The organism is Myxococcales bacterium (assembly GCA_022184915.1).
Classification (GTDB): Bacteria; Myxococcota_A; Polyangia; order Fen-1088; family Fen-1088; genus JAGTJU01.
This window is the reverse complement of sequence record JAGTJU010000004.1, coordinates 177,571-204,400: the sequence shown is the minus strand read 5'-3', so window position 1 is coordinate 204,400 and position 26,830 is coordinate 177,571. Positions and strand designations below refer to the sequence as shown.

The 26,830-nt window shown below is 68.3% G+C and carries 18 protein-coding genes; 5 read left to right on the top strand and 13 right to left on the bottom strand.

Going from position 1 to position 26,830, the window contains the following annotated elements:
* From KA712_15840 to KA712_15820, 5 genes are all read right to left on the bottom strand, one after another.
* The gene (locus KA712_15840) at positions 1-675 is read right to left on the bottom strand and encodes a response regulator transcription factor (protein MCG5054435.1); all 675 of its coding nucleotides are present in this window, start codon (positions 673-675) and stop codon (positions 1-3) included.
* Positions 648-3,707, bottom strand: coding sequence for a hypothetical protein (locus KA712_15835; GenBank protein MCG5054434.1), 3,060 nt, complete (start codon positions 3,705-3,707; stop codon positions 648-650). The genes KA712_15840 and KA712_15835 overlap by 28 nt, the downstream gene beginning before the upstream one ends.
* 147 nt (positions 3,708-3,854) lie before the next feature.
* Entirely contained in the window at positions 3,855-9,263 is a 5,409-nt protein-coding gene (locus KA712_15830; protein ID MCG5054433.1) for a hypothetical protein, read from the bottom strand.
* Positions 9,260-9,889, bottom strand: a complete 630-nt coding sequence (locus KA712_15825) for a hypothetical protein (GenBank protein ID MCG5054432.1) — start codon at positions 9,887-9,889, stop codon at positions 9,260-9,262. The genes KA712_15830 and KA712_15825 overlap by 4 nt, the downstream gene beginning before the upstream one ends.
* A 3-nt stretch (positions 9,890-9,892) precedes the next feature.
* Complete coding sequence (locus tag KA712_15820; protein MCG5054431.1) at positions 9,893-11,551, bottom strand: SurA N-terminal domain-containing protein; 1,659 nt, start codon at positions 11,549-11,551, stop codon at positions 9,893-9,895.
* Between the two features lie 322 nt (positions 11,552-11,873).
* Between KA712_15820 and KA712_15815 the strand changes: the two genes are divergently transcribed.
* The 5 genes from KA712_15815 (at position 11,874) to rodA (ending at position 17,590) form a co-directional block, all read left to right on the top strand.
* Entirely contained in the window at positions 11,874-12,908 is a 1,035-nt protein-coding gene (locus tag KA712_15815; GenBank protein ID MCG5054430.1) for a rod shape-determining protein, read from the top strand.
* A gap of 86 nt (positions 12,909-12,994) precedes the next feature.
* A complete protein-coding gene (locus tag KA712_15810) occupies positions 12,995-13,891 on the top strand; it encodes a rod shape-determining protein MreC (GenBank protein MCG5054429.1) in 897 nt (298 codons plus the stop codon).
* A gap of 86 nt (positions 13,892-13,977) precedes the next feature.
* Positions 13,978-14,529, top strand: coding sequence for a rod shape-determining protein MreD (gene mreD, locus KA712_15805; GenBank protein MCG5054428.1), 552 nt, complete (start codon positions 13,978-13,980; stop codon positions 14,527-14,529).
* 6 nt (positions 14,530-14,535) lie between these two features.
* Entirely contained in the window at positions 14,536-16,485 is a 1,950-nt protein-coding gene (mrdA, locus tag KA712_15800; GenBank protein ID MCG5054427.1) for a penicillin-binding protein 2, read from the top strand.
* 4 nt (positions 16,486-16,489) lie between these two features.
* The gene (rodA, locus tag KA712_15795) at positions 16,490-17,590 is read left to right on the top strand and encodes a rod shape-determining protein RodA (protein MCG5054426.1); all 1,101 of its coding nucleotides are present in this window, start codon (positions 16,490-16,492) and stop codon (positions 17,588-17,590) included.
* A gap of 246 nt (positions 17,591-17,836) precedes the next feature.
* Here the strand turns inward: rodA and KA712_15790 are convergent, their stop codons facing one another.
* From KA712_15790 to KA712_15755, 8 genes are all read right to left on the bottom strand, one after another.
* Entirely contained in the window at positions 17,837-18,292 is a 456-nt protein-coding gene (locus KA712_15790) for a 4Fe-4S dicluster domain-containing protein (GenBank protein ID MCG5054425.1), read from the bottom strand.
* Positions 18,289-19,398, bottom strand: a complete 1,110-nt coding sequence (locus KA712_15785) for an NADH-quinone oxidoreductase subunit H (GenBank protein ID MCG5054424.1) — start codon at positions 19,396-19,398, stop codon at positions 18,289-18,291. The genes KA712_15790 and KA712_15785 overlap by 4 nt, the downstream gene beginning before the upstream one ends.
* Positions 19,395-20,648, bottom strand: coding sequence for an NADH-quinone oxidoreductase subunit D (locus KA712_15780; GenBank protein MCG5054423.1), 1,254 nt, complete (start codon positions 20,646-20,648; stop codon positions 19,395-19,397). The genes KA712_15785 and KA712_15780 overlap by 4 nt, the downstream gene beginning before the upstream one ends.
* Positions 20,624-21,115 (bottom strand): NADH-quinone oxidoreductase subunit C, encoded by a 492-nt coding sequence (locus tag KA712_15775; GenBank protein MCG5054422.1) that lies wholly within the window; start codon positions 21,113-21,115, stop codon positions 20,624-20,626. The genes KA712_15780 and KA712_15775 overlap by 25 nt, the downstream gene beginning before the upstream one ends.
* A 35-nt stretch (positions 21,116-21,150) precedes the next feature.
* Positions 21,151-21,684: an NADH-quinone oxidoreductase subunit NuoB gene (gene nuoB / locus KA712_15770; GenBank protein ID MCG5054421.1), complete on the bottom strand. Its 534-nt coding sequence runs from the start codon at positions 21,682-21,684 to the stop codon at positions 21,151-21,153.
* A gap of 1 nt (position 21,685) precedes the next feature.
* Positions 21,686-22,114: an NADH-quinone oxidoreductase subunit A gene (locus KA712_15765; protein ID MCG5054420.1), complete on the bottom strand. Its 429-nt coding sequence runs from the start codon at positions 22,112-22,114 to the stop codon at positions 21,686-21,688.
* 71 nt (positions 22,115-22,185) lie between these two features.
* A complete protein-coding gene (locus tag KA712_15760; protein ID MCG5054419.1) occupies positions 22,186-23,226 on the bottom strand; it encodes a chemotaxis response regulator protein-glutamate methylesterase in 1,041 nt (346 codons plus the stop codon).
* A gap of 19 nt (positions 23,227-23,245) precedes the next feature.
* A complete protein-coding gene (locus KA712_15755) occupies positions 23,246-26,812 on the bottom strand; it encodes a PAS domain S-box protein (GenBank protein ID MCG5054418.1) in 3,567 nt (1,188 codons plus the stop codon).
* Positions 26,813-26,830: the final 18 nt, after the last annotated feature.

Here is a 26,830-nt window from a genome sequence, read left to right as displayed (position 1 = left end):
TCAGCGGCGCCCGGCTTGGGCCCACTCGGGCTTGACCAGGCCTCGCTCGAACGCCGCCGTCACGGCTTCGGTGCGGTTGCTCACCTGGAGCTTCGCGAAGAGCCTCGTGAGGTAGATCCGCACCGTGCCGCGGGTCAGATCCGACACTTCGGCGATCTCGCGGTTGTTCAGCCCCTTCACCAGATAGAGCAACAGCTCTCGCTCGCGTGTGTTGAGCTCGGGGCCTGTGCCTTGATCCAGCCTGTCGTTGAGCGCTTGAGGGAAATGCTTTCGCCCCTCGAACACGTCGCGGATCGCGGCCAGCAGGTCTTGCGCGTCCGCGCTCTTGAGCACGTAGCCGCGGGCCCCGGCCGCGTGCGCCCTCACGAGATCGGTCTCGGCATCGAACGACGAAAACACGAGCACACGCGCGCTGGCATCGGCCTTGACGATGAGCTCCGTGGCGGCGATCCCATCGAGCACGGGTAAGCGCAGATCCATCAGGACCACGTCGGGTTTGGTGCGGCCGTACCGTTCCACCGCTTCGGACCCGCTGCGCGCCTCCTCCACCACCTGCATGTCCGATTGATGGTCGATGAGGGTACGAAGCCCCATCCGCGCCACGAGATGATCCTCGACGATCATGACCTTCATCTTCTTCATTTCCGTCACGGCGCTCTCCTTGAATGGGCCCATGGGAAGAACCACTTTCTCCACCTTGCCGATCGGCCTCGCAACGGCAAAGTGACGCTGAGGTGAGCCCCGCCTTCCGGGCGGTTCTCGATGGCGAACTGCCCGCCCTGCGTCTCTGCACGCTCGCGCATGCCTAAAAGGCCAAAGTGCATGCCAGCCTCGACCTGGTCTTCGTCGAGCCCCTGCCCATCGTCGGCGACCTCCAGACGCACGAGCTGTGGTTGGCTTCGCACGGTCAGGAACACGTTCTCGGCCTTTCCGTGCACCATGGCGTTCACGATGGCCTCTTGGGCGATGCGCACCAGCGATGCCGACACCGCTTCGGGCGGCTCCACGGTCAGGTCGTTGACATCGATGACCACACGGGCCTTGCCCACCTTGCTGGCCTCGTCGGCGATGGCCCGCAAGGCGGCCGCAAACGAGCGCTGCTCGAGGGCCTGAGAGCGGATGTCCCATACGGAACGGCGGGCTTCTTGGCGGGAGTGGCCCACCATGGCGCGGGCATCGCTCAGCAACTTGCGAACAGACGCAGGCGCATCGGCCCCCAGTACCTGATCCAGGGTGTCGAGCTGATACCCGATGCCGGTAAAGCTGACGGCCAGCGCGTCGTGGAGATCCTGCGCCAGGCGGCGGCGTTCTTCCAAAATCGCACGGGAGCGTGAACTGGCCTGACGCTGCCGCAACCACAGCCCCAGCATGAGCGCCAAGGCCAGCGCGCCGGCCATGAGCCCCCGAAACCACCCAAGCTGGTGCATCGCCAAGAGCCGCAGCGAGAGCAGGTTGTCCGTGGTCGTCTCGCCCGTCGAGACGCGATCCACCCGCACCTCCAAGGCGTGTCGCCCCGTGGGCACACCGGGGAACTGGAACACACCATCGTGACCTGGTTGCTGCCAATCCGTAAGTCCGGCGAAACGGGCGGCCACCTTGAAGCCGCCCGGGAAACCCAACCCGGGAACGACGATGGAGAAGGACACGTTGCCGTGACCGCGCCGAACCGAGATCGAGCCGGGATCGTCGAGACCCACGCGCGTGCCATCCACCCAGACCTGTTCCAGGATGGGCCGCGGCAGGTTGGTGTCGGGTGGCCGGTGGCGGGCGTCGAAAAGGGAAAGGCCCCCCACCGTGGGCACCACCACCTCGCCGTCCTGGGTGAGGAGGAGGGCGTGAGAAAAGTCCCGCGCCCCGCGAATCGATGACATACCTTCCCGTTGGCCGAAGTGGCGGGGCAAAACCCGGCTGCGCTTGTGCGCCAGCAGGTCCTCGAGGTCGCTCCGGGCGACACGAAAGACCCCCTGGTCGGAGCTCATCCAAAAGCGGCCCCGCCGGTCTTCGATCAGGCCGTAGAGCTCCGCCGGCAGGCCGGTCGCCTCGCGGGAAACCGGCGTGACGCTCTGGTGGAGCAGCCGCGCGAGCCCCGCGCCGGCCGTGGCAATCCAAACGGCGCCATGAGGGTCTTCGAGCAGGGCCTGTGCGGGGGCAGAAGGCATGCCCTCGGCCGCCGCCAGCTGCCGCTCGACCTTGCCCGCACGGACCACCAGCACCCCCTCGCCCCGGGTGCCCATGAGCACGGTGCCGTCCTTGCGCTCGAGCAACGAGATCACCTGACGGGAACACGCGCGTGCGCGCACACGCTGCCCGCAGGGCGTCCAGCCTTCGAGCGCCGGGGCGAAACGCCCTTCCTCGAGGGCATACACGGCGCCTTCGGGATCAGAGGCGAAGACGCCCCCGCCCTGGCGGGCCCATACGTTGTACATCTTGGGGGGGCTGCCTGGCAGCGGGGTGAAGCGGTGCCCATCCCACGCAAGCACCCCCTGGTCGCAGGTGGCCAAATAGACCGTGCCATCGGCAGCCGCCAGCCCGCGGGGGCATTGCGAGGGGCTGGCCTGGCTCTCGCGGTCGAAGTGGTCGATCTGCTTGCCACGTAGCCGGTGAACGCCGCCAAGGTTCGTGTACCAGAGGTCCCCTGCGGCCGTTTCGGCGACGGCAAACGAGGGGCCCCGGCCAAGCCCTTCGGGATCGCCCAGATTGGCCACCTCTTGCGGCCTGACGACAAAGAGTGTGCCCGAGCTGGTAGCCCCCCAAACGCCCCCCAAGCCGTCCGCCGTGAGCGCGGAGATTCCGAGGTCGGGCAGGCCCGATTTGGCGCCCAGCACCAGTTCGTCGGGGCCAAGCCGGTGCAGACCCGCCATGTGCCGTCCCACCCAGACCGTGTCCCCCTCGGCTGCCAACGCCTGGCTGACGTAGCCGCGCACGAAGGTGAGCGCATGGTCCCCCTCGCCGCCGGGCAGAACCTTGAACAAAGCCCTTTGCAGCCCCACCCACACCGCCCCGTCGCTCCCCACGGCCAGCGACAAAACGGGTTCGGAACGCACAGAGCGGAGCGTTTGGCCATCGTAGGTCCACAGGCCGTGGCGCGACCCCAGCCAGAGCCTGTCTTCGTGATCCACCACCAGGCGGAGCACGGGATGCGCAAAGGCCGGAGCCGGGAGCGAGGCGCCTGCCGGCCCCACACGACGCAGCCCCCGCGGGGTTCCCATCCACAGTCCCCCGTGGCCGTCCTCCGCGAGAGCCGAGATCGGTGCGCCCCGCGCCGGGAGAACATCCGTGAAGCGGAAACGCTCGGCCACCGAGGTCCTGAGAAGCCGCCCTGAGGACAGCCCCACCCACATGCCGCCGTCCCGCCCCGCCAGCAGCGCCGTGGGTTGCGCTGCACCGAAGGCTTCGTGGTCATCCGCCGTGTAGCGCCGAAAGCGCTCGCCGTCGAAGCGCACGAGGGCCCGATCGGTCGCCATCCAGAGCACCCCCGTGCCGCCGACCGCCACGTCCCGGATCTGCCCCCAGTTTTCCCACTGCCCCTGAAGATCGCGCCGCCCAAGACCGTGCGCGGCCCCCACGTCGGCGAAGACGGTGGCCGGTGACGCCAGCATCAGCCCCGCGGCCAGCGCCGCGAGGGCGCCGCCGTGTCGTGCCGGACGACGGCTTGCGCCGCGACGGCCCCTGGGAGGCTTCGGGTCGATGGCGTCAAGGCCTCGCATGGGGGGTCGAGAATAATCCGTTTTGGCAGGGGATGGCTGCGGCCACGCCTGCAGCGCACCGCTCGAGGCCCACGGGCCCTCGAGAGAACAGGGTGCGTAATGTTGCTGCCCTGGTCCAGTTGACGACCCTCAACGCGACGCCCTGCTTCACGTTGCGTCCGCGCCCGCGGCGGGCGACACCTCGGCCAGCCAGCGAGCGGCGAGGCCGACAGGGGCCCCGTCCGCGAGCGCCTTGCGGGCTTCGGCGCGCACCGCTTCCCCCAACACCTCGGGAGCAACCCAGCTCACAAAGCGCCACGCTGCCTGCAGTCGCAAGATGCCGGCACGTTCGTCGGGCGCACACGCGGCCAGCTCGCTCAGGGCCTCGAAGACTTCTGCCTCGGAGGGCCATACCGGGGGGGCCACCGCGGCGGCCAACCCCTGATCTCCCGCAGCGGCGGCCGCCAGCGCCAACCGCGCCCTCAACCCCGCCTCCGCGGCTGCGGCTTGGCCTTCGGCGCTCGCATGAAGGTCCGCAGCGACGCCCGCCACCTCCAGCACCTCCCCGCGCTGCCAGTAGTAGGGCACGAGCCGCACCAGCGCCGGTGCGAACCCAGGCTCCATGTCCGCGGCCCGCAGATAGGCATCGAGGGCGCCCTGTTCGTCCGCAAGACGCGTGCGACGCAACTCGCCCTCCTCGTAGAGGGCCTGGGCCCGTTCGCGAGGCTCGGACAGCCCCCGTGCCAGCCGGTTCCACAACGCCGCGGCGCCTGCGGCGTCTCCGGCCTGCGCCGTGGCTTCCGTGAGCCTGCGCAGGGCCGAGAGCCGCGTGGGCTCGAGGCGTACCGCTTCCAGCAGAGGCGGGCGAGCCGCCGCCGCGTCCCCGAGGGCAAGCAGGCTTTCTCCGAGCCGTTCCGCCCAGGAGGCCTTCCGCGCCACGTCTTCGGCGGGCAGGCTCTCGACCCAGGGGCCCAGGAGAGCCACCACCTCGGCAGGATCCTCGCGCAGGTACGCCGCCTGCGCCAGGGACTCTCGCGCCCCCACGTGGCTGGGTTCGAGGGAGAGAACTTGTCGATAACACCGCTCCGCCTCTGCCTCCTCGCCGAACGTCTCGGCCAGCGCGGCACGCCGAAACGCCAGCACAGCGGGCGCGATCACCGCGTCGTGCCCCGGCTTCGCCGCCAGCGCTTCGTAGGCCCGGCGCGCCTCCGCCCAGTCTTGCATGCGGTACGCAAGGTCCCCGAGCGTGGCCAGGGCGCCCACGTGGTGCGGATCCGCGGCCAGGGCCTGATCGAGGTCGGCCAGGGCTGCCTCCATGGCGGTTTGGTCCAGAAAAAAGCGGGCCCGGGCGACGAGCACGTCAGCGCGGGCGCTTGGGGGCGCCGCTTCGGCAAGGGCCCGGGCAAAGCGCTCCTCGGCCACCAGAGGCTCCGACGCTCGGACGGCGAGCGCCGCCAGCTGGGCCCAAAGCCGCGCCCGCAAGGGGCCAGGCAGAGCTGGCGCCCCGTCGAGCAAAGCCGTCACGTTGTCCTGGTGGAGGCCCAGCTCGGCGAGCCCATCGTAGGCCGAGGCAAGCATCAACGCCGCCCCTTCGTCGAGCGGCCCGCGCGCAGCCAGGCGCTCGAGCAGGGACAGCGGCCCGCCGGCAGCTGAAGACGCTGCGTCCGGGGCCCCGTCGAGGCGCGCCAGGCGAAGATACGCGTCCCGGTCGGCGGCCGTGAGCGGGGCGTCCCCACCCTCGGCGGTGAGCCGGGCGGCGGCCTCGCTCACGACGGCGCTCACGTCGTCGGCGTTGCCCATCCCGCGCGCAAGCTCGGCCCTCAGCGCCAACCCGGCAGGCGGCAGGCCGACAAGCGGTGTGCCTTGCAAAATGGCATAGGCGGCCACGTCTCCGGCCTCGCCATCCATGCGGGCCTGGGCCCGCGCGACGACCAGGGCAGGCGCCTCCGGATCACCCGTGGCCACCCCCTGCCCGTCGCTCACGGCCGCCTCCGCCGCGCCCTCGTCGAGCAGGCCCGCCTCCTCCAGCACGACATCGGCCTGCGCCCAGGCGCCCCGTGCGAGCAGCAAGCGTCCCAGGGTCTCGGCAGCCTCCTTCATCTGGGGACACCGCTCGATGAGCGCACGCAATCTGAGCTCCGCCTGCGCGGGATCGCGCCCTGAACGCCACAGAGCCCGGGCAATCTCCAGCTCGAGCACCTCGGGGTCGAGGCGGTGGCGTCGGGCCCACACGTCGTTGCGCGCCAGGCGCTGAAGGGACGCGAGGGTCGCCAGGAGATCCTCGAAGCGGGACTCCCGCCGGCACAGCTCGACCACACGCCGAAGCGTGTCCACGTCGTCCGCGGCGCGCGCCAGCTGCTGCCGGTAGAGCGCCAGCGCCTCTTCGGAGCGTCCCGAGCGCTCGAGGGCTTGGGCCAGCTCCGCCTCCAGCCAACGACGCGCCTCGCCCTCGCCTTCTGTGACCGAAAGACGCACCGAGAGCGCCGCCACGAGCGCCTCACGCTGGCCGACCGACTCGAGGACCTCCACGAGCAGGGACAGCGAGGCGCCCAGGGGTTCGAGGGCCAAAGCCGCCGCGAGGTGCGCCTCGGCGTCCGCCAAGCTGCCCGTCAGCCTGTGCAAGCGGGCGAGGCGCAGGTGCGCGTCCGCCGCCGTGGGAGCGCCCACCGCGGCCAGGCCCTCGGGGCGCCGCGCGACCTCGAGCAGCCGCTCCGAAAAGACGCCCGCCTCGTCGAGACGGCCCGCCTCCCACGCGCGGAACGCCGCCCATCGTAACGCGGGCACGAACTCGGGGTCGACCTCGCGCGCCCGGGCGAACGCCTCGTCGGCCTCCTCGTGACGGTCGGCGCGCGCCGCGAGCACCTCGGCGAGACGCCCGAACGCGTCGCGCCGCTCCATCAAGCGCGCCGCCCGCGCCCGCGCCTGCAGGGTCGCCACCAGCGCCTCGGCATCACCCACGCTGCGGTGGTGCGCCTCGAGCGCCTCCCAGGCCTCGCTGCGCTGGGGATCTCGTGACACCGCTTCGGCGTAAGCCTCCAGGGCCTTCGGAGCGTCGCCTGCCCTCGCGAAGGCGCGGGCCGCGGCCACCAGCATTCCGGCAAGCTGCAGCCCCTCATCCCCCGCCGCCTGCGCGGCGGCTGCACGCGCCACGGCACGGGACAAAGTCGCGCCGGCAGCGGCGGGCGCGCCCGCCCTGTCGTGCAGACCCGCAAGGCCCCGGCCAAGCTGCAGATGAACCTCGAAGGGCGCGGGGCCATCGAGTCCGCTCTCGTAGGCAGCCCGAGCCGCCGCCGTGTCCCCTCGTCGTTCCGCAAGGCGGGCCCGGGCGAGCGCCAACTCCCCTCCGAGAGGCCCAAGGGCCGGGGAAGCCTTTTCAAGGTAGCTCTCGAGCGCCTCCCAGAGGACCGGCGGCACCCTCTTTTCCCCGTCGGTCGCGGCCCCCAAGGCCGCCTCGTCCGAAGCCAGAATTTCGGCCGTCCACGCCACGGCGGCGCGGGCCCCCGCGGCCGTGCCGGTGCCCACGCTGGCCGCGAGCGCCCGCCCCACGAAACCCGGGTCGCCCCCCGCGGTGGCGAGCTGGCGTGCGCGGGCGAGTACGGCCGCGAACAACCCTGGCTCGTCGATGTGCTGTAAAGCCCGCTCGAAGAACACCAGCACGTCGGCGTGGTCTGTGGGTCCTCCCTGCGCGGCAAGCTCGTCGAGCGCGCCCAGATGGGCCGGGGCCTCCCGCAGGACCTCTTGAAGCACGACGCGCCCCCGGGCCGTATCGCCCAGCACCCGCCCGAGCAGGCCCGCGCGCTCCACCTCGAGGTCGAACCTCTCGTTGCCTTCAGCGCCCTCACTCGCTTCGCCGAGCAAGGCGGCAGCCTCGTCCCCGCGGCCGAGCCGTGCGAGCACCCGCGCCCACCGGCGCAACCACGGCACCTCCCGAGGCCGAAGCCCGAGCGCACGCCGCCAGTGGGCCTCGGCCGCGGCGTCCACACCCGCATCTTCTTCGCACAGGGCCAGATCGGCCAGAGCCTGGGCCTCGGCATCGGACGCCCCCCGCGCGGCAAACTGGGCGACAGCCCGCTCGAGGGCCTCGCGGGCGGCCTCGTGGGCCCGCAACTGGTGACGGCTGCGGCCCAGCCCTACCCACGCCTCGGCCAGCTCTTCGTCGAGCGCCACGGCCTCGGCAAAGCGGGCCGCGGCACGCTCGGGGTCGCCGAGGGCGCTCGAGAGCACCTCACCCGCCTCGAGCGACAGCTTCGCCCGGGCGTGGGCGTCGGGCTCGTCCAGGCTGCGCCGGCGCAAGACACCAAGCCATTCGCTCCAGCGCTGTTGGGTGGCGTAAAGATCACGGAGCAGCTCGAGCGCGTGAGCGTGCGCCGGTCGCGCGGCCCTCACGGTCTCGAGCAGGCCCAAGGCCCGTTCGCGCTGCCCTGCGCGCAGGTACATCTCGGCGGCGGCGGTGAGCGCCGTGGCGGCTTCGAGTCCCGGAAGCGGCTCGCCCGTGCCAGCCAGCCGCTCGTAAAGCTCTGCGGCGGCGAGTGGCCGATCTCGTTCGGCTGCAACGACGGCCTGCGCCAGCAGGGCAGGCCCAAAACCGGGGCGGCGGGCGAGCAACGCGCTCGCCAGTTCGTCGGCCTCATCCAGCGTGGCCGAGGAGGCCAGCGACAGCTGCAAGAGCCGGGTGGACACGAACAAGCTGCTCGCATGCAACGTGGCGGCTCTGCGGTAAAGCGCCAGGGCCGCCGGCACATCACCCGCGGCCAGCACCGCTTCCGCCTCCGCACACAAACTGCGCCCCTCTTCGTGGGCCGCCCGGCTGCCCACCCGGGGCGAAGCGCCCCCAAGGGTAAACTCATCGGCGTCTTCACCCCCGCCGGGCCCCGCAGCGCTGGAGAAGCGCAGAAGGAGCCGGTCCCGGGCATGTCCCACGGGCAAAAGTCCTACCGCCCGCGCGCCCGGCAAGCGCCAGCCCCGGGGGGCGAACACCGGGAACAACGCCAGGGCAAGGGGGTCGAAGACGATCTCGACGGGCCCCTGCATCTGCCCCCGCCCCTGGGCCACCACGGATCCGGAGGCGCCCGCGTCGCACACCGCCTTCAGCAAGGCCGTGACGACGAGCGGCGCGGGCAGCGGCAGGAAACCGTGCACGCGCACGTCGTCACAGGCAACCCGCAAACGCCGGGGCGCGAGCACGCGGAAAAAACCAGCGGCCGTCAACTCGGCCGCCCGCCCGCCCATCGTCACGCGCGCCTGCAACGTGAACCCCTCGGGGGAGAGTTCCACCACCGGCCGGTCGATTCCGGCCTGCGCCAGGGGAGCGTGCGCGATCAACGACACGAGGTCGGAGGCGCCGAACGAAAGTGTGGCGCCGGTGAGCTGACAGCGCCGGTTTCGGAACCGGCCGGCACCGCCGGTGAGGTCGAACGGGAAGCGCAGGTTGGGCACCTGCATGGTCAATTCGTCGAGTCGCCCGAACCGGGCCAGGGGGAAGCCCGCGAGACGCAGGCTGCCCTGCCCCCCTTCGATGTGGATCTCGAGCGGCAGGGGGCGCGCCACGCCCGCTTCGGCCGCAGACACGAGGTTCACGCCGAACTGCCCTCGGGCGCGCCCGGCTCGAGGCCGTAAAGCACCCGCCCCCGCCGGCCCCCGAAGAACGCCAGGACCAGCCCCGAAAACAAAATGCCAAACGCGGCCGTCACCACCGGCAATGCCCAAGAGAGGGCTGCGAGCGTGGGCAATAAAACGTCGAGGCCGCCGCCTTCGCCCGCAGTCACCTGCGCCACCACACCCGGCGCTACGGCCATGATCTCGGGCCTCAGCACCAGGAGCCCGAATACGGCGTTGCCCAGGTGATAAAGGACACCCGTCCATCCCGCCGACAAAGCCAGACGCCGGCCCCGCGGGTCCAGGGAAAACACCGCTGCCACGACGTAGAAGATGAAGAGCGCCACCAGAAGCTGCAGCACCGCGTGGCCCCGCACGAGCCCCCCATACCCTTGCCAAACCCTGGCCATGGCCAACGCCACCGTCTTGGCGGCGGCGTCTTCGACGGAAACGACCAAGGCCGGCACCTCAGGCGCCGAGACGTCTTCTCCCCGAAGGGTATAAAGTCCCGAGAGCCCGAGGCGGATGGCCGACATCAACATGACGGCCGCAACCAAAACCAGCCAGGTGGGTCTCGTTTGCGGCGCCCGGGGGCGCGCGGCCAGCATGGCCTACAACCCGACGCCCCCGAGACCAAAGGGGGACGGGCTGCAGGGTTCGTATTTCACCGCGGACGGCTTGCCGTCCGGGTACACCAGGATCTCGGGGTTGACCTTGATCTGCTTGGCGTCCTTGGCGGCCTTGCAGGCGCGTGACGACCAGTCGAAGACCACCTGGTAGGCCTTGACGTCTTCCGCCATCTGGAGCTCGCTTTCCTTGCTGCTCTCGAAGACGGTTGCATCGGGCTCCTGGCGCTCCTTGAGTCGCACCACGACGTAGGCGCCGGCCACCTTGGCGGGACCCTGGAAGGGGGCTTCCTTCGTGAGCGCCCACACGGCTTTTGCCAGTTCGGCCGAGCGCCCGATGCCCTCGACGTTGTTGCCTTCGCGCACGAAGGACCCCGTCTCTTCGGCCCGGGGCGCATCCCCTGCCTGCTCGGGCGCCGGTTGCTCCGACGGGCCCGGGAACACGTCCTTCAGCGTTTTGTCGGGCGCGGCCGCCAGGGCTTGCTTCGCCTTGACCAACGCGGCCTCCGCGGCAGCCTTTGCCTTGGCCTCCGCCACATCCCGACGCATCGCCTCTTCGGCCAGCTCGTTTCGTACGTCCGCAAAGGCCAGGTCCCCCTCACGGGCCGCGCCCACCTTGACCACCACCACGGCGCCCTCCGCCTGTACGGGACCCACGACGGCCCCCTCCGCGGCGGCCGCAACCTGAGCCGAGACCTCGCTGCCGAGGCCCGCGGCCCCTTCTCGCCGCCAGGCAGGCGCTTCGTAGGTCACGCCCGATTTGGGGTCGGCCACCAGCTTCTTCGCCGCAACCGCCAGCCCCTGCGCGGCGGCTTTGGCCACCGGTTCGAGCTTCGCGACGGCCGCCTGCTTGTCGGCGTCGCTAGCCTCGGCCGGCAGCGCCACGCGCACGATCTCGAGCCGGCGCTCCTTCGGGACCTTGGTGAAGCGGAAAGCTTTGTCCTTTTCGTACGCTTCCTCGAGGGCTTTTTCGTGCGCGGCCGCATAGGCCGTGATCTCGTCAGCCGACGGCGCCACCTGCGCTTGATACTTGCCAATCGGGAAACGCAGGTACTCGAGGTTGATCTGCGTGTTGCGGAACTCCCACTCTGCCTTCACCTCGGCAGGCGACACCGTAACGCCCTCTTTGAGCACCTTGCGGAAACGTTCTGCCTGCAGTTCCCGTTGCTGCAGCTCGATGAACGTTGCGGGCGTGAATCCGTAGTAGCGCACGAAGCGCGTGAACTCGTCGTAATCGAAGCCCTTGTCACCTGCGAAGGACCTCACCTGGCCGAACTGCATGAACTGCCCTTGCGCGATGAAGTCCTCGGCCTCCTCGCGGCCTACCACCAGACCCAGCTTGGCCGCTTCTTGCGCAAACAGCTCCCGCACGATGAGTCGATCGAGGAGCGTCTCGCGCACGCGCGCCAGCTTCGCCTGCTCAGGGTCGAAGCGGTCACCTTGCGCCAGCAGGAACGCCTGACGGAACTCTTGGGCCGACACCTCGTGACCGCGAATCGCGGCGGCTTCTCCGACCGAGGCACCCGACGAGTCGAACCCGCCGACCGACTGCGGTCCGAAGCTCACGACGAAAACGGCAATGATGATGCCGAACAGCAAGTAAATGAGCAGGCTCCGTGAATGGTCCCGCATCTGCTCGAGCATGTGGTTCTTGGCCTCCGAATAAGGGTTGGGGGTCGCGAATCTACCAGCCTTCCCCCCCTTCGTCACCTCGGGCCCTTGGGAATGCGAAGGCGGTCGCCGACGGGCGCCCGGAAACACCGCCCGCACCGCGATTTGGGCGGCTTCGGCAAGGACGACGCAGACGGCTACAAAGAAAAAGCACGTGGGCACGCGACGATCGCTCGGCTTGCCGTCGGCTTACCTTGGCGCCCCCCAGTGCCTGTGATAAGAGGAGGGCGCTGCCTGAGGGGGGGACCTGTGGCCCACCGGTGGGTGGCAAGACTTTCCGCCGGATACCAAACGCATGCTGCTTGACTGGGTCTACGGGCTCTTCTCGAATGACCTTGCCATCGATCTGGGCACCGCCAACACGCTCACCTTCGTGCGCGGCAAGGGCATCGTTTCGAACGAGCCTTCGGTGGTGGCCGTCCAGAGAAACGGCAACGGTACGAAGAAGGTCTTGGCCGTTGGCCGCAGCGCCAAGGAGATGCTGGGGCGCACCCCCGGAAACATCACCGCGGTTCGGCCCATGAAGGACGGCGTCATCGCGGACTTCGAGGTCACGGAGGCCATGCTCCGCTACTTCATTACCCGCGTGCACAACCGCCAGACCCTGGTGAAGCCGCGCATCGCGGTGGGCGTGCCGTCCGGGATCACCGAGGTGGAAAAGCGCGCGGTGCGCGATTCGGCGCTGGCAGCGGGGGCCCGCGAGGTCCATCTGATCGAGGAGCCCATGGCCGCTGCGATCGGCGCCGGACTGCCCGTGACGGAGCCCTCGGGCAACATGATCGTCGACATCGGTGGCGGCACCACGGAGGTCGCCGTCATCTCGCTGGCCGGCATCGTCACTTCGCGCTCGATTCGCGTGGGCGGCGACAAGATGGACGACGCCATCGTGGCCTTCATCAAGCGCAAGTACAACATGCTGGTGGGCGAACGCACCGCGGAGCTGGTCAAAAAGAAGATCGGCAATGCGGCTTCCCTTCCCGAAGTGGAGTCCATGGACATCAAAGGCCGCGATCTCGTGGCCGGGGTCCCCAAGACCCTGGTGGTGACCAGCGAAGAGATCCGCGAGGCCCTGTTCGAGCCCGTGACGGCGATCGTCGAGGCCGTGCGTTCAGTGCTGGAACGCACGCCGCCCGAGCTCGCGGCCGACATCGTGGATCGCGGCATCGTGCTGACGGGTGGCGGTTCGCAGCTTCGCAACCTCGACCAACTGCTGCGAGAAGCCACGGGCTTGCCTGTGATGGTTTCGGACGCGCCCGAGTGCGCCGTGGTGCTCGGCACCGGAAAGGCGCTTGACGAGCTGGATCTGCTGCGGGAAGTTTCGCTTCAATAGCGGGCCCGCGGAGGTTCTGACGTCGACCTGAGCTCGCCGCGGCATCGCGGCACGCTTCGCAGCTCCCCTTACGCCCCCCTTTCGAGATGACCGGCACCCGACAAAAACTGCGTGAGGTGGCCGTGGTGGCCACCACGCTCATCGTAGCGCTCGTGCTTTTACGGCAAAGCGCCAAAAATCCTGGCGAGCTCTCCACGCTGGATCGGGGAATCTTGCATCTGCTGTCGCCGATTCAAAGCGCCCTGTCGTCGGTGGGGCGTAGCATCGGCAACCTGGCGGGGCGCTACGTCGACCTGGTGCACGTGCGGGCCGAAAACGAGACGTTGCGCCGTGACAACAGCCGTCTACGGGCAGAGCTGCTCGAGGCCAAGCGCGGGGCCCTCGAGAGCCTGCGCCTGCAAAAGCTTCTGGACCTTCGCAACGCCGTGGCCTCGGAGACCGTGGCCGCGCGCGTGGTGGCGATCGACACGTCGCCCTACTTTCGCGTCGCCCGGGTCACTCTGGATCGCGGTGAGGGCGCGCTGGCCCGTGGGATGCCGGTGATTACACCCGAGGGCGTCGTGGGACGCATCGATCGCGTGGCAGGCGACACGGCCGACATTCAGCTGGCGGTGGATCCCCGCTTCGCGCTGGACGTCTTCCTTCCGCGCACGCGGAGCCGCGGCATTTTGCGGGGCCGCTCCGGTGAAAACGGGTACCGCAGCGTGGTGGAGTATCTCGCGCGCGGCGAAGAGGTCCGCGAAGGCGATCTCGTGTTGACGAGTGGTCTTGGCGGAAACTTCCCTCGCGATCTCCCGGTGGGCCACATCAGTAAGGTGCTGCGGGGCAGTGGTCTGCACCAAGAGGTCGAGGTCACCCCCGAGGTGGACTTCGTCCGTTTGTCCGAGGTGCTCGTGGTGGTGGCCCCCGCCCCGGCTCCCGATCCCGACGCCGGGGCCCGCCGCAGCGCTCCGCCCGCGCGGGGGATCACGCTTTACCGATGAGGCAGACCTATGAGGCAGACCGATGAGGCCAGTTCTCGAGGCCGGACCGGAAGCCCCGTTCGTGAGGCCACAGTGAGGGATATGCCATGAGACCGGCCGCCATCGTCATCGTTGCCCTCGTGCTCGTGTTGCTGCAGTCGACCGTGCTCGAGCTGGCGCCCGTTCACATCGTCACCCCCGCCTGCGGACTGCTCGTGGTTTTGCACGCAGCGTTCTCCGAACGCTGGTCGCTCTCGTCCACCGCCATGCTTTCCTTCGGCCTGGGTTATCTCTTCGATCTCGTGTCCGGCGCGCCGCTCGGCGTTCACGCGTTCGTTTACCTGGTGATGAGCCAACTCGGGAGGGTGTTGTCGACCCGTGTGGTGATGCGGGGTGTGGTGCTCGCCGCCGGCATTGCCTTCCTGGCTTCGTTGCTCACGGGCGCGCTGGTGATCGTGGTGCGGGCCCAGATCAACCCCGAAGGGGGCTACGAAGGCATCAGCGAAACGCCGCTCGAAGCGCTGCTCACAGGGCTCTTTGCGCCGCCCGTGCTGTGGATGCTGAGGCAGCTCGAAGGGCGCCTCGATCCCGCCCGCTTGCGCGTGGGGCTGGCGCGGCGCCGACGCCGTTCGCTGAGCCACGCCGCCACCCCTCGGTAACGGCGAATGGAGATCGCTGGACAGAACGCCGAGCTGCCCGAGATTCGCAGGCGCACACGCCTCTTTGCGCTGCTCGTCTTGTTGGTCTTCGGAGGCTTGGCCGCGCGCTTGTTTTATCTCCAAGTGCTCGAAGGTGATGCCTTCTACCGGGTCACCGCGGACAGCGTGATTCGCACGGAGGTCCTTCCGGCCGTGCGCGGCGAGCTGCGGGATCGACGCGGGCGCGTGCTTGCCACCACCCGCCCCTCGTACAACGTACAGGTGGTGCCGTCGCGGCTCGAGGAGGTCACGTACCGGCAGCTGCTCGGCTACCTGGCCGACCACGACGAGGAGCTGCCGGACTGGGAGACCTTCCGCGAGCGCGTCGCAGAACGCCTGGATCGCCCCTTCGTGCTGGCAACCGACGTGTCCCGCGAGACGATGTCTCAACTGGAGACCTCCCTCGAGAGCCGGGGCGTGAGCGTGATGACGGAGGCGCGCCGTCACTATCCCCACGGCCCCCTGGCCGCGCACACGTTGGGTTACCTCAACGAGGTTTCGGCCGAAGAAGTGCGCACACTCAAGGAAGAGGGCTACCGGCCTGGCGATCTCGTGGGGCGCACCGGGATCGAAAAGCAGTGGGAGCCCTACCTGCGAGGCCGCAAGGGCTTTCGCAAATACGTCGTGCCCCGGCGCGGGGTCGACCCCGCCGACATCCGCATCGAAGATTTGGTCGAGGGGCCCACCCAGGTGGATTCGGTCCCCGGTGAACATCTGGTGCTGACCATCGATCTCGACGTGCAGAAGCTGGTCGAGCGTGCGCTGGCCGCCCAGCGTGCGGCGGCGGCCGTGGTGGTGGAGGTCGATACCGGCCGGATCTTGGCCATGGTGTCACGGCCGGGCTTCGATCCGAACGTGATGTCGGGACGCCTCAGCGCCGAGGCGGCCGGACGGCTGTTCAACGATCCCTTCAGGCCGCTGCGAGATCGCACGCTGAGCGATACGTTCAATCCGGGCTCGACGTTCAAGGTCATTTCAGCGCTGACGGCGCTCGAAGACGGCATTCTGACCACCGAAGACCGCACCAAATGCAACCGCTTCGTCCAGGTGGGCCGCCGCCGGTTTCACTGCACGAAGGCTCACAGCGTGGTCAACCTCATGCAGGCGGTGCTTCAAAGCTGCAATGTCTACTTCTACGAGCTGGGCATGCACCCGGGCATCATGGATAGGTTGGCGCGCCACGCGACCGAATTCGGGCTGGGCGTGCCTTCTGGGCTTGGCATCAATGGAGAGCAGGCCGGCTTCGTGCCGAGTGAACAATGGCACCGGGAGCGTGAGGCCGCATTGAATGCGCAGGCGGTGGGGCCACAAGGCTTCATGATTGGACACGCCCTCAACACCGCCATCGGCGAGGGAGCCACCCGCGTCACCCCCACACAGATGGCCCTGGTCTATGCGGCGATCGCCAAGGATGGCACCCTGTGGCTGCCGCAGATCATCGAGCGCATCGAGTCGGCCGACGGCAAGGTGCTCGAAGAGTTTCCGCCGCGGGTGCGTCGCCAACTCACTGTGCGTCCCGAAACCCTCGCGTTGCTTCGCAAGGCGCTGGTGGGCGTCGTGAACGATCCGAAGGGAACCGCGTACCGTGCCCGTTCCCCCCGCGTGCTGGTGGCGGGAAAGACAGGAACCGCACAGGTCGGTACCAGCCGCGGGCGCGCCGGCGAACTGCCCCCGCTTTACGCCCGCCTCGACCACGCCTGGTTCGCAGGCTTCGCCCCTGCCGATGCTCCCAAGATCGCCTTTGCGGTCCTCGTGGAGCACGGTGGCCACGGCGGAGACGTGGCGGCGCCCGTGGCTTCGCAGATTGCCGAGCGCTACATGGATCTGGTTGCCGAGCGTGAGCACGCCGAAACGGCGGCGAGCGACCCCAAGCCCTCACTCGTGGGCCGAGCGGGCCCTTCAGCGAAGGTGCCGTGACTTCATGTTGAAAGTCTTTTCATGGCGCAAGCTGGTGTTCCGTTTCGACTGGACCTTGGTGCTCGGCACCTTGGTCGTGGTCTTCCTTGGTCTCGTGAACCTGTGGGGCTCGGTCAAGGACCAGCAGTACTTGCTGTTTGCGCGGCAGCTGTCGTGGGTGGGGCTTGGCTTGGTGCTCTTCTTCGTGATCGCATCGATCGACTACCGGATCATCGCACGCTACGCGTACGTGCTTTACGGCGGCGGAGCGCTGCTGTTGGTGGCCGTATTGCTCGCGGGAAAGATGGTCGCCGGGGCACGCCGCTGGTTCGACCTTGGACCCTCGCACTTCCAGCCGTCGGAGATCATGAAGGTGGTCGTGATCCTCGCCCTCGGCAAGTATTTGAACGATACGCCCGTGCTGGAGGGCCGGACCCTGCGCCACCTGGCGATGCCCGTGGTGATCGTGGGTGTCCCCTTCCTCCTCATCGCGGCGCAACCCGACCTGGGGACGGCCATGATGGTCGCACTCATCTTTCTGTCGGTCATGATTACCGCGCGGCTGCGCGTCAAGACGATGCTGGGCTTGGCTGCGCTGGCCTTGCTGGCCGCCGCGCCGATCTGGGAGTACGTGCTTCACGACTACCAGCGCAGCCGCGTGCTCGCCTTCATCAATCCTGCCCTCGACCCCGCAACGGCCTGGCAGCCTCGGCAGGCGATGAACGCGGTGGGTTCGGGCCGGTTCATCGGAAAGGGCTTCCTCGAGGGCAACCAGATCCGGCTTCGCAACCTGCCGGCCCTGTGGACGGATTTCCCCTTTGCCGTGTGGGCCGAAGAGTGGGGCTTTCTGGGATGCCTCGTGATGCTCGGAGCCTACACGTTCCTCATCATGCGCGCGCTGCGCGTGGCCTCTGAAGCCCGCGACCGCTTCGGAGCCGCCGTGTGCGTGGGGGCCGCGGCGATCATGTTTTGGCAGGTGACCGTGAACATCGGCATGGTCACGGGCGTTTTGCCGGTGGTCGGCGTCACCTTGCCGCTCGTCAGTTACGGAGGGTCGAGCATCCTTACGGTCTTGGTCTCCTTGGGGCTGGTCATGAACGTGTCCGTGCGCCGTTACGCGTACTGACGTAGACACAAACGGCTTCGAAAAGGTAAACCTTCCGCATCGGCCGTTCGGAGAGTTCCGTGCCCCTACATCAAGTAGGGTGGGGACCACGAGGTTGACCGCATCGGGCTTCCCGACGTCGCGGGCGTGCACATCCATCGGTCAGAGGCGGCCCCCTGCAATCGATTTGTAGGGAAAAGAATCTCGTCCGGGTATCGAACCGCGCAGAAGGTTCTAGAACTAGGATGGAGGCGGTTTGAGTGGTGGTCAAGGGTCGCGTGACGAACCCGGATGCGAAACCAAGGGAAGCACGAGAATCGCAGCGTCGCGCGAGCTCGTGGGTCGCGCGAGCTCACCTTTCAAATCCAACGCATCCACGGGACAAACCTCGACACATCGTGCGCAGCTCGTGCACTGGAGTTGATCGAGCTCGAGCCGCGCTGAGGGGTCGAGCGTTGGCTCGGGTGTCCCGGGCGGCAGCACCAGGGTGAGGCACTTCGGTGGGCAGGCTGCCACGCACCATCCGCACCCGATACACGCGTGAGGGCCCGGTCCCGCCGCGACGAGGCGGAGGGTTCCTGCAGGTGCTACCGGCAATAACGAGGCTGGAGATTTTTTGAGCAGATGCGCCACCGTGGCCCCCAGGCCCCGCGCCAGCCCCAGGAGGTCACGAAACAGGCCGCCCGGAGGCGGGCGCTTGACACTGGGTAGACGAAGATTCACGCCCCGCCCTCCGCACACCCCAAGAGCCGCCAGAGCCCGGAGACGAGCAGGGTCAACGCCCCAAAGGGCACGAGACGCCGCCAGACGAGATCCAGCACCTGGTCGGGGCGTGGCCTCACCACGCTTCCCCGGGCCAGCAGTTGCACGGCGCAGGCCAGGGTGACCTTCACACAGAACACTGCGAAGCCCACGAACACCACCAGCCCGGAAGGCCAGCGCGCCGACAGGCCCTCGAAGCCCGGAAAGCGCCAGCCGCCGAAAAACAGGGTGACGACGAGCGCGCTTGCGAACACAGCCCGCATCAACTCGGCGAGCCTGAACAAACCAGCCCGCACGCCCGAATACTCGACGAGACAGCCGATCGCGTCGCTGCGTCCGTCGTCGAGACGCAAGGGAGTACGCGGCGTGCCCAGGATGAGCGCGGTCCAAACGACCACGAAGGCCATCACGTGCGGAACGCCCCACACCCCCCACTGCCACGGCCAGGCGCCCTGCCGCTCGACGAGCGCCGCCAGATCGAAGGAACCAAAAAGCACCGCCACGCTCAGCACCCCCAATCCCATCGGCACCGCGAAGGACGCGGCTTGAAACGAGGCCCGCAGGCTCGAGAGCAGGGCCCACTTGCTGCGCGAGGCCCAGCCCGCCATGGCCAGACCGAACGCGCTCGCCACCGAAAGGGCCGCGAACACCAGGAGGCCGTCGGGTACCGGAAGCGCCTGAAGAGGCCATGCGGCCGCGCACGTGCCTTCGGCCAGCACCTCGGTGACCGCGGCCGGGCACAGCGGAGGCCCTAGCGGGATCACGGAGCCCATGAGCACGGCACCCGCAAGGCACCAGACGGGCGCCAGCACGAAGAGCCCTCGGTGCGCGCGAGGCGGAATCAGATCCTCTTTGAACAAGAGCTTGAGCGCGTCCACGAAGACCAGCGACAAACCGCGCAGCCGCAAGGCTCCCTTGTGCCCGAGCAGCGCCCCCTGCCCGACCAGCAAGGGAGACTCTCGGCGTTCGAGGCCTGCCAGCACGAACGCAAGCCCCACCCCGGTGATGAGCATGAGAATGCAGGTGAGCGCATGGCCCACGACCAGCCAGAGCCAGGGCGGACTCATCGATCGCATTCGGCTCCCACGATGTTCAACGACGCAAAGGCAGGCACCACGTCGGCGACGAAGTGACCCGGCAGCACCTCTGCAAGCATGGCCGCGTGGGCGAAGCTCGGCGAGCGCACGCGGCACTTGACGAGCCGCGCGCTGCCGTCGGACACCAAGCCGAAGCCGAGCTCGCCGTTGGCGGCTTCGAGGGGCTGGTAGACCTCCCCCGCCGGCACCCGCGGGCCGTCGAAGACCAGGCTCTCGTGAGCAGGGCTAAGCTCATGGGGCGTTGGGCATTCCGCTTTCGGGGGCAGGCTCCAGCGCGCATCTTCGTGACGAAGCGGACCCGCACCCAGCTCTCGTGCCGCCTGCTCGACGATGCGCAGCGACTGCCGCACCTCCTCCATGCGAACGGCGTAGCGATCCCAATTGTCGCCCGCACTGCCCACTGGAACGTCGAACGCGAACGACTCGTAGTCGCCGTAGGGCGCGTCCTTGCGGACGTCCACGGCCACCCCACTGGCGCGCGCCACGGGACCTGAGAGTCCGAAGGGCGCCACCTGCGCACGGTCGATCACGGCAACCCCCGCCATACGCTCGCGAAACACGGGGTTTCCTCCCAGCATGCGCTCGGCGCGTCCCACGAGGCGCCGCAGCGGGGGCAAGCGCGCACGCAGGTCTGCAACCCACGACGACGTCGGAGCCCGGGTCACGCCGCCCACGCACAGATAAGACGGGCCGAGCCGCGGCCCTGCCATCGCTTCGAGCAGGTTCCACAGGCGTGCCCGCGCGTCCATCAGCAGGAAGAAAGCGTTCGAGGCGCCGAGGGCCAACGCGGTGGTGCCCACGCACGTGAGATGATCGGCCATACGGGACAGCTCGGCCACGATCACCCGCAGCAACCGCGCGCGCACCGGCACGAGGTGCGTAACGTCGAACAACCGCTCGAGCGCCAGCGCGTATCCAAAGGCCGCCAGCAACGGAGACAGGGGGCTCATCCTCTCGACCAGGGAAAAGATCTGGTCCACCGGTACGGTCTCGGCCTCCTTCTCGAAGCCTCGATGAAGGAAGCCGACCTGCACGTCCACCGCCCGAATCGATTCGCCTTCGACTTCGAGCACCACACGAGTGGAGCCCCGCAGCACCGGATGCACGGGCCCGAGGAAGAGGCCCATGGAATCAGCCGAGGCCTGCGGTAAGCCCAAAACCAGTGTCCGCCTCCCCGTCTCGCGAACGCTGCGGTTCACGCGGGCCCCCGTGGAAAACACGACGGCCCGATCCGCACCAGCGGCTGGCGGCGGTCCTTGGGGTAGTCTTTGCGTAGAGGATGACCCACGAACTCCGGATAAAGCAGGATCCGGCGCAGATCGGGGTGCGCGAGGAATCGAATTCCGTAAAGGTCGAAGGCCTCGCGCTCGAACCAGGCGGCGCCGGGCCACAAAGAGGCCACGCTGGACACCGTGGGGCCGAGCAGCGGCACGAATGTGCGCAGGCATATCCGCTGCGAAACGCCCGCCGCCCCCACGAGCAGGCATAGCTCGAAGCGGACTTCATCCCGAGCCCGTCCATCGGGGCTCAGACGATCGATGACCGTGAGATCGACGAACGATCGCCAGCCGCGTTCCCATCCCCACGACGCCGCCGAGAGCCACGCGGCCCGGGGCACACGCGCCCAGGGAGGATCGGTCCCGCCCGAACTGAGGCCGGTGGGGCCGTCCGCGAGGGCGGAAGACAAGTCGTGCCAGTCAGGGGGATACGTGGGGTGAGCCGTCACCGGGGCTCCCTCGCTGGCCCCCGGGGCACCACACGGCGGGCGTCCACGTCGAAGGGGCGCGTGGGACACACGGGCGCCTGCGCGACGGGACTGCCCGCGATCTGCGCGCGAAGCTGCGCGAGGGCCCACCCGAACTGCTCCGGACCCGGTGGACACCCGGGCACGTAGACATCGACGGGGACCACCTGATCGACCCCGGGCACCACGGCGTAGTTCTGATACGGTCCCCCGCTCGACGCGCAGGCGCCGAAGGCGATCACCCACTTTGGCGCAGGCATCTGCTCGTAGATCCGTTGCACCACGGGAGCTTGGCGCTCCGTCACCGTGCCCACGACCACGAGCAGGTCGGCTTGTCGCGGTGAGGCCTTCGGCAGCGCCACACCGAAGCGGGCCGCGTCCGAGCCGTGGCCCACCGAGGCCATGAACTCGATCCCGCAGCACGCGCTGAGAAAGGGGTACTGGTCGAGAGAGTGCTGACGGGCCCAGGCGACCACGGACGCAAGCCGGCTGGTGTGGACGACCGGCTCCATGTCATGCGCCCCACGTCGCTGCGCGGCTTCGACGCACGTGAAGCCAGGCCACCAGCATCACACACCCAAAAACGGCGCCCGCCCCCACAAGGCCTTGCGGAGCCCCCGCTTCGGCGGCGGCCTCCGGCGTGTGACCTTGACCCAGCAACAACGCAAAAGGGTACAGAGCCACGATGGCAAGGTCGAAGACCAGGAAGGTCAGCATCAAAGGGTGCAGATGCAGGGCGAGCGGCGCATGGGCTTCGCCGGCTGGCTCCGAGCCCCCCTCGAAAGCCTCTCCTTGCGCAGCCGGTGCAGGACGCCCGACCGCCGCCGCGAAGCGCCCCGCCAGCAGCGAGGGGACGGCCCCCAGCGCCACGCTGATGAGGGCCACCACACCCGCGGCCACGATGAGAGCCGTCACGTCGACGAGGTCCGCGGGGTTCGACATGGTCCCTCCATCCCTTCCGTTATACGGGCGAAGGGCCGCCCGGGTCAAACCACCAACGGACGCCGTGCGTCTCAGCGGCGCGCGAGCGCGAGCAAGCGATCCGCAACGCGTTCGAGCGGCAAGACCTCGTCCACGTGCCCCCGCTTGACCGCTTCACCAGGCATGCCCCACACCACACTGCTCTCGCGGTCTTGGGCCATCGTGGGGCTTCCCGCCGCGCGGATGACGCCAAGTCCCTCGGCACCATCGGCGCCCATGCCCGTCAGCAAAGCCGCCACCGCGTTGGGCCCCACGTGCTGGGCCACGGAGCGAAAGAGGACGTCAACCGAGGGGCGATGCCTGTTGACAGGCTCTTCTTGATCGACCCGGCAAAGGTAACGCGCTCCGCTGCGCACGACGCGCAGGTGATGGTTTCCCGGGGCTACGTAGGCGTGCCCCAAGAGCAAGGGATCCCCGTCCTTGGCTTCGCGCACGACGATGGCGCAAAGCTTGTCGAGCCGCTCGGCGAAACGGCGGCTGAACCCCTCGGGGATGTGCTGAGCGATGACCGTGGCCGGAGCGTCCGGAGGAAACGCGGCCAGCACCTCGGCTATGGCCTCGGTGCCACCCGTCGAGGCCCCGATGGCCACGACACGCTCGGTGGTCCGCAGCGCCACGGACCGCACTTTGTCGATGATGGGCGCCGTCATGGCCGGCGCATCGGGCCGGCTGCGCAGGCGTGCGCGCGCCGCCATCTTGACCTTTGCGACGATCTCGTCTGCCATGGCCTCGAGCCCGTCGGAGAGGCCCAGTTTTGGCTTTGAAACGAAATCGACGGCGCCCAACGCCAGAGCCTCCAAGGTGATGTCTGCGCCCTCGTCCGTCAGCGAGGACACCATCAACACGGGCATGGGCCGCAGGCGCATCAGGTTGCGCAAGAAGGTGACCCCGTCCATCCGCGGCATCTCCACGTCGAGCGTCATGACGTCGGGGTGGAGCTGCTTGATGAGCTCACGGGCCTGGTAGGGGTCACCGGCCGTGCCGACCACTTCGAGTTCGGGATCGTTGCCGAGGATCGCGGTAAGCAGCTTGCGCACCAACGCGGAATCATCGACGACCAGGACTTTGATCATGCGTCCTCCAGAGGGCGTATCAGAACAGTTCCACTTCCCCAGCCACCGGGGCCTTGCGTAGCCCGCGGGCGTGCTCGGCCTCCTGAGCGGCCACCGAGCGCGCCTCGGACATGGGTAGGTGCTTGACCATGGCCCGTCCGGTCGCAGGCTGGTAACGAAGGCGACGTGCGCAGCGGTCACCCACGTCTTCGGCCCGCACGGCCAAGCCCTCGTCGCGGCAGTAGGTCCGCACGAACTCGATGTTGGCGCGGCCGATGTCTCCCGCCGCGCCCGGCAAGACGTGACCACCACCGAAGATCTTGACCTCGAGGTAGCCGCGCTTGGCGCCGTTCTTCAGCAATTCGTTGACGAGCCGCTCGATCGCGAAACAGCCGTAGCGCATGGCCTCGCCCTTTTTGTCACGCCCTGGCTCCTGAGGGAGCATGAAGTGGTTCATGCCTCCCAGGCCCGAGCGGGTGTCACGGATGCAGGTGGCGATGCACGAGCCGAGCACCGTGGAGATGATCTCATCGTGAGGGGTCACGTAGTATTCGCCCGGCAGGATCTGCACCACCCACGAGTCCGCAAGCTTGTCGAAGTGTCTATGAATCCTCTCGAATCCATGGAGCGGTTTCGGTGACGACGGGGAAGCCAGCTGGGTCACGCAGCCTCCGGCCGCCGCACGCGGCGGCGGTAGACCGTGGGTCCCGCCGATTCGAAATCGTGGCCCCCGCCCACGAGGGTCTCGGAGTGGCCCAGGAACAGGTGCCCCCCTTCCGCGAGCAGCTCTTGGTACCTGCGAATCAGGCGGTTGCGTGTGGCCGTGTCGAAATAGATCACCACGTTCCGGCACATCACCACATCGAAGGGGCCCGACATGGGCCAGTTGTGCATGAGGTTGAGACGCATGAAGGTGACGAGGCTGGCCACCGTCGGGCTTGACCTTCACGAACTTGGCAAGGTCCCCGCCTCCGCGGAGGAAATGCCGCTTGATGCGCTCGGGCGGAAGCTTTTCGACCTTCGAAAGCGGGTAGACGCCTTCTTTGGCGTGCGCCAGAACGTTCGAGTCGATGTCCGTTGCCAGAATCTTCACGTCCCAGCCCTCCCGTGCGGGACACGACTCGTCCACCACCATCGCCAGCGAGTAGGGCTCTTCGCCGGTGGAGCAGCCCGCCGACCAGATCCGCACCCGCCTGTCCCGGGCGTGTTTTTGCCACAATGACGGCAACAAGGTCTTTCGGAGCATCTCGAAGTGATGCGGCTCCCGGAAAAACTCCGTGACGTTCGTGGTGAGCGAGTTCAAGAAGACCTCGGACTCGCCCTCCACGTTCGCCTCGACGCGCGCGAGGTAGGCATCGAAGTCATCGAGGCCGAGGGTCCGCAGCCGACGCGCCAGGCGCCCGTAGACCAGCATGCGTTTCTCGGCGCCGATGTCGATGCCGGCTTCGGCCTTCATCCAGGCGCGCACCCGCGCGAAGGCTGCGTCCGTGAACCGGAACTCGGTCGGCCCCACGGCAGCATGCGCGCCCGGCTGGTCGCTGGGCTCAGAATTCTTTCCACTCGGCATCGGCCGTGCGCCCCTTGTCCGCTTGTGAGGAGGCGCCGACTTGCCAGGAGCCGGGGCTCCGTTGCGTGGAGGAGACTCGGACGCCCCTGTCGGCCGGCCGTGAGGAGCTACCGAGGCCCTTGCAGCCTGAGTGGCCGCCCCCCGGGCGCTCAGCACGCCCATACCCGCAGCGCGCTCTTCAACCTTGAAGAACTGCATGAGCTCCGTCATGCCGCGTGCCTGCTCACGCATCGACTCGGCGGCTGCCGTGGCTTGCTCGACCATGGCCGCGTTTTGCTGCGTGCCCTTGTCCATCTGGGCCACCGCCGAGTTGATCTGATCGATGCCTGAAGCCTGCTCGTCGCTGGCCGCGTTGATCTCGCCGATGATGTCGCTGACCTTTTTGACCGAGGCGACGATCTCTTGCAGGGTCTCACCCGACCGGTTGACCAGCTTGGAGCCCTGCTCCACCTTCTCCTGGCTGTCCTGGATCAAGCCGCGGATCTCCTTCGCCGCCGCCGCGCTTCGCTGCGCCAAGTTCCGCACCTCCGCGGCCACCACGGCGAAGCCGCGCCCTTGATCCCCTGCCCGCGCGGCCTCAACCGCCGCGTTGAGCGCCAACATGTTGGTCTGGAAGGCGATCTGCTCGATGACGCCGATGATGTCCGCAACCTTCTTGGATGAATCGGTGATGGCCCCCATGGCAGCCACGGCGGCGCCCACGACCTGGCCGCCCTTTTCGGCCGCGTCCCGCGCGCCCGAGGCCAGCTGGTTGGCCTGGGTGGCGTTGCTGGCGTTCTGCTTGACGGTGGCCGTCATCTCCTCGAGGCTCGAGGCGGTCTCCTCGAGCGCCGACGACTGCTCCTGGGTGCGCCGGTTCAGGTTGGCGCTGCCCTCGGCCACGTCGGCCGCGCCGCCGTTGATCGTGTGGGCGGCCTGGTTGATCTGGATCACCATGTCCTTCAGCGTGGCCAAGGAGGTATTCAAGCGATCTCGCAGCTCCGCGAACTCGCCTTGGAACTCTCCACTCACCACGTCGGTGAGATCCCCGGTGGCCAGCTTCTGCACCACGCGGATCGTCTCGCGCACGGGCACGACCACGGTGTCCATCAATTTGTTGACGCCCATGGAGAGCTTCTGCATGAAGCCCTCGTAGCGCGAGGCGTCGATCCGCTGCTCCAGGCGTCCCAGCGTGGCGGACTCGATGAGCCCCTCGATCTGCCTTTGGGCGTCTCTCACATCGGTGACGTCTTCCCACTCGAGCGTGTTGCCCACGTAGCTGCCTGCGGCGTCGTTGATGGCCGAGACCTTGATGGTGAAGATGCAGTCGCCCACCTTGATGTCCGCCGTGTGCGGCAAGTTCGCGGGATCGGCCAGCATGCGCCGCTGGTGCTCGGGGTGCTTGTGAAACACGTCGATGCAGGTGCCCACGATGGACTTCGCGTCGAAGCGCGGAAACGCCTTGCGAATGTCCGATTCGCGACGGGCGAGCAGCTTTCGCGTGGCCTCGTTGACGTAGTTGATCCTGAGATCCCGGTCGACCATCATGATGGGCGTGGTTACCGAATCGAGCGCTTGAAGGCGCACGAGGTTGCGCTCACGCTCGGTCACGTCGGTGGCGAACTTGACCACGCGGAGCACCTTGCCACTCGTGTCGATGACGGGGTTGTAGCTTGCCTGGATCCAGATGTCCTTGCCACCCTTGCAGATGCGCCGGTACACGCCCTCGGCGAGCTCACCTCGGCGCAGGCGCGTCCAGAACGCTTCGTATTCGGGGCTCGCCACGTACCTGGGATCGCAGAAGATGCGGTGGTGCTTGCCCTTAATCTCTTCCAGCGTGTAGCCCAGGGCCTTGAGAAAGTTGTCGTTGGCCTTGACGACCGTACCGTCGAGCTCGAACTCGATCATCGCCTGGACTTTGTCGATGGCCCTTACCACGGCCTCGGTGTAGGCGTTGGCATCCGCGCTCACCGCGCCCTTGTTGCGGCCCTTGGCCGCCCGATCCGATTTTGCGGGAGCGCCCGGTTCCATGACGCCGCCCTTGCTGTTGCTCTCGCTCATCTCTTCGCTCCTTGGGAT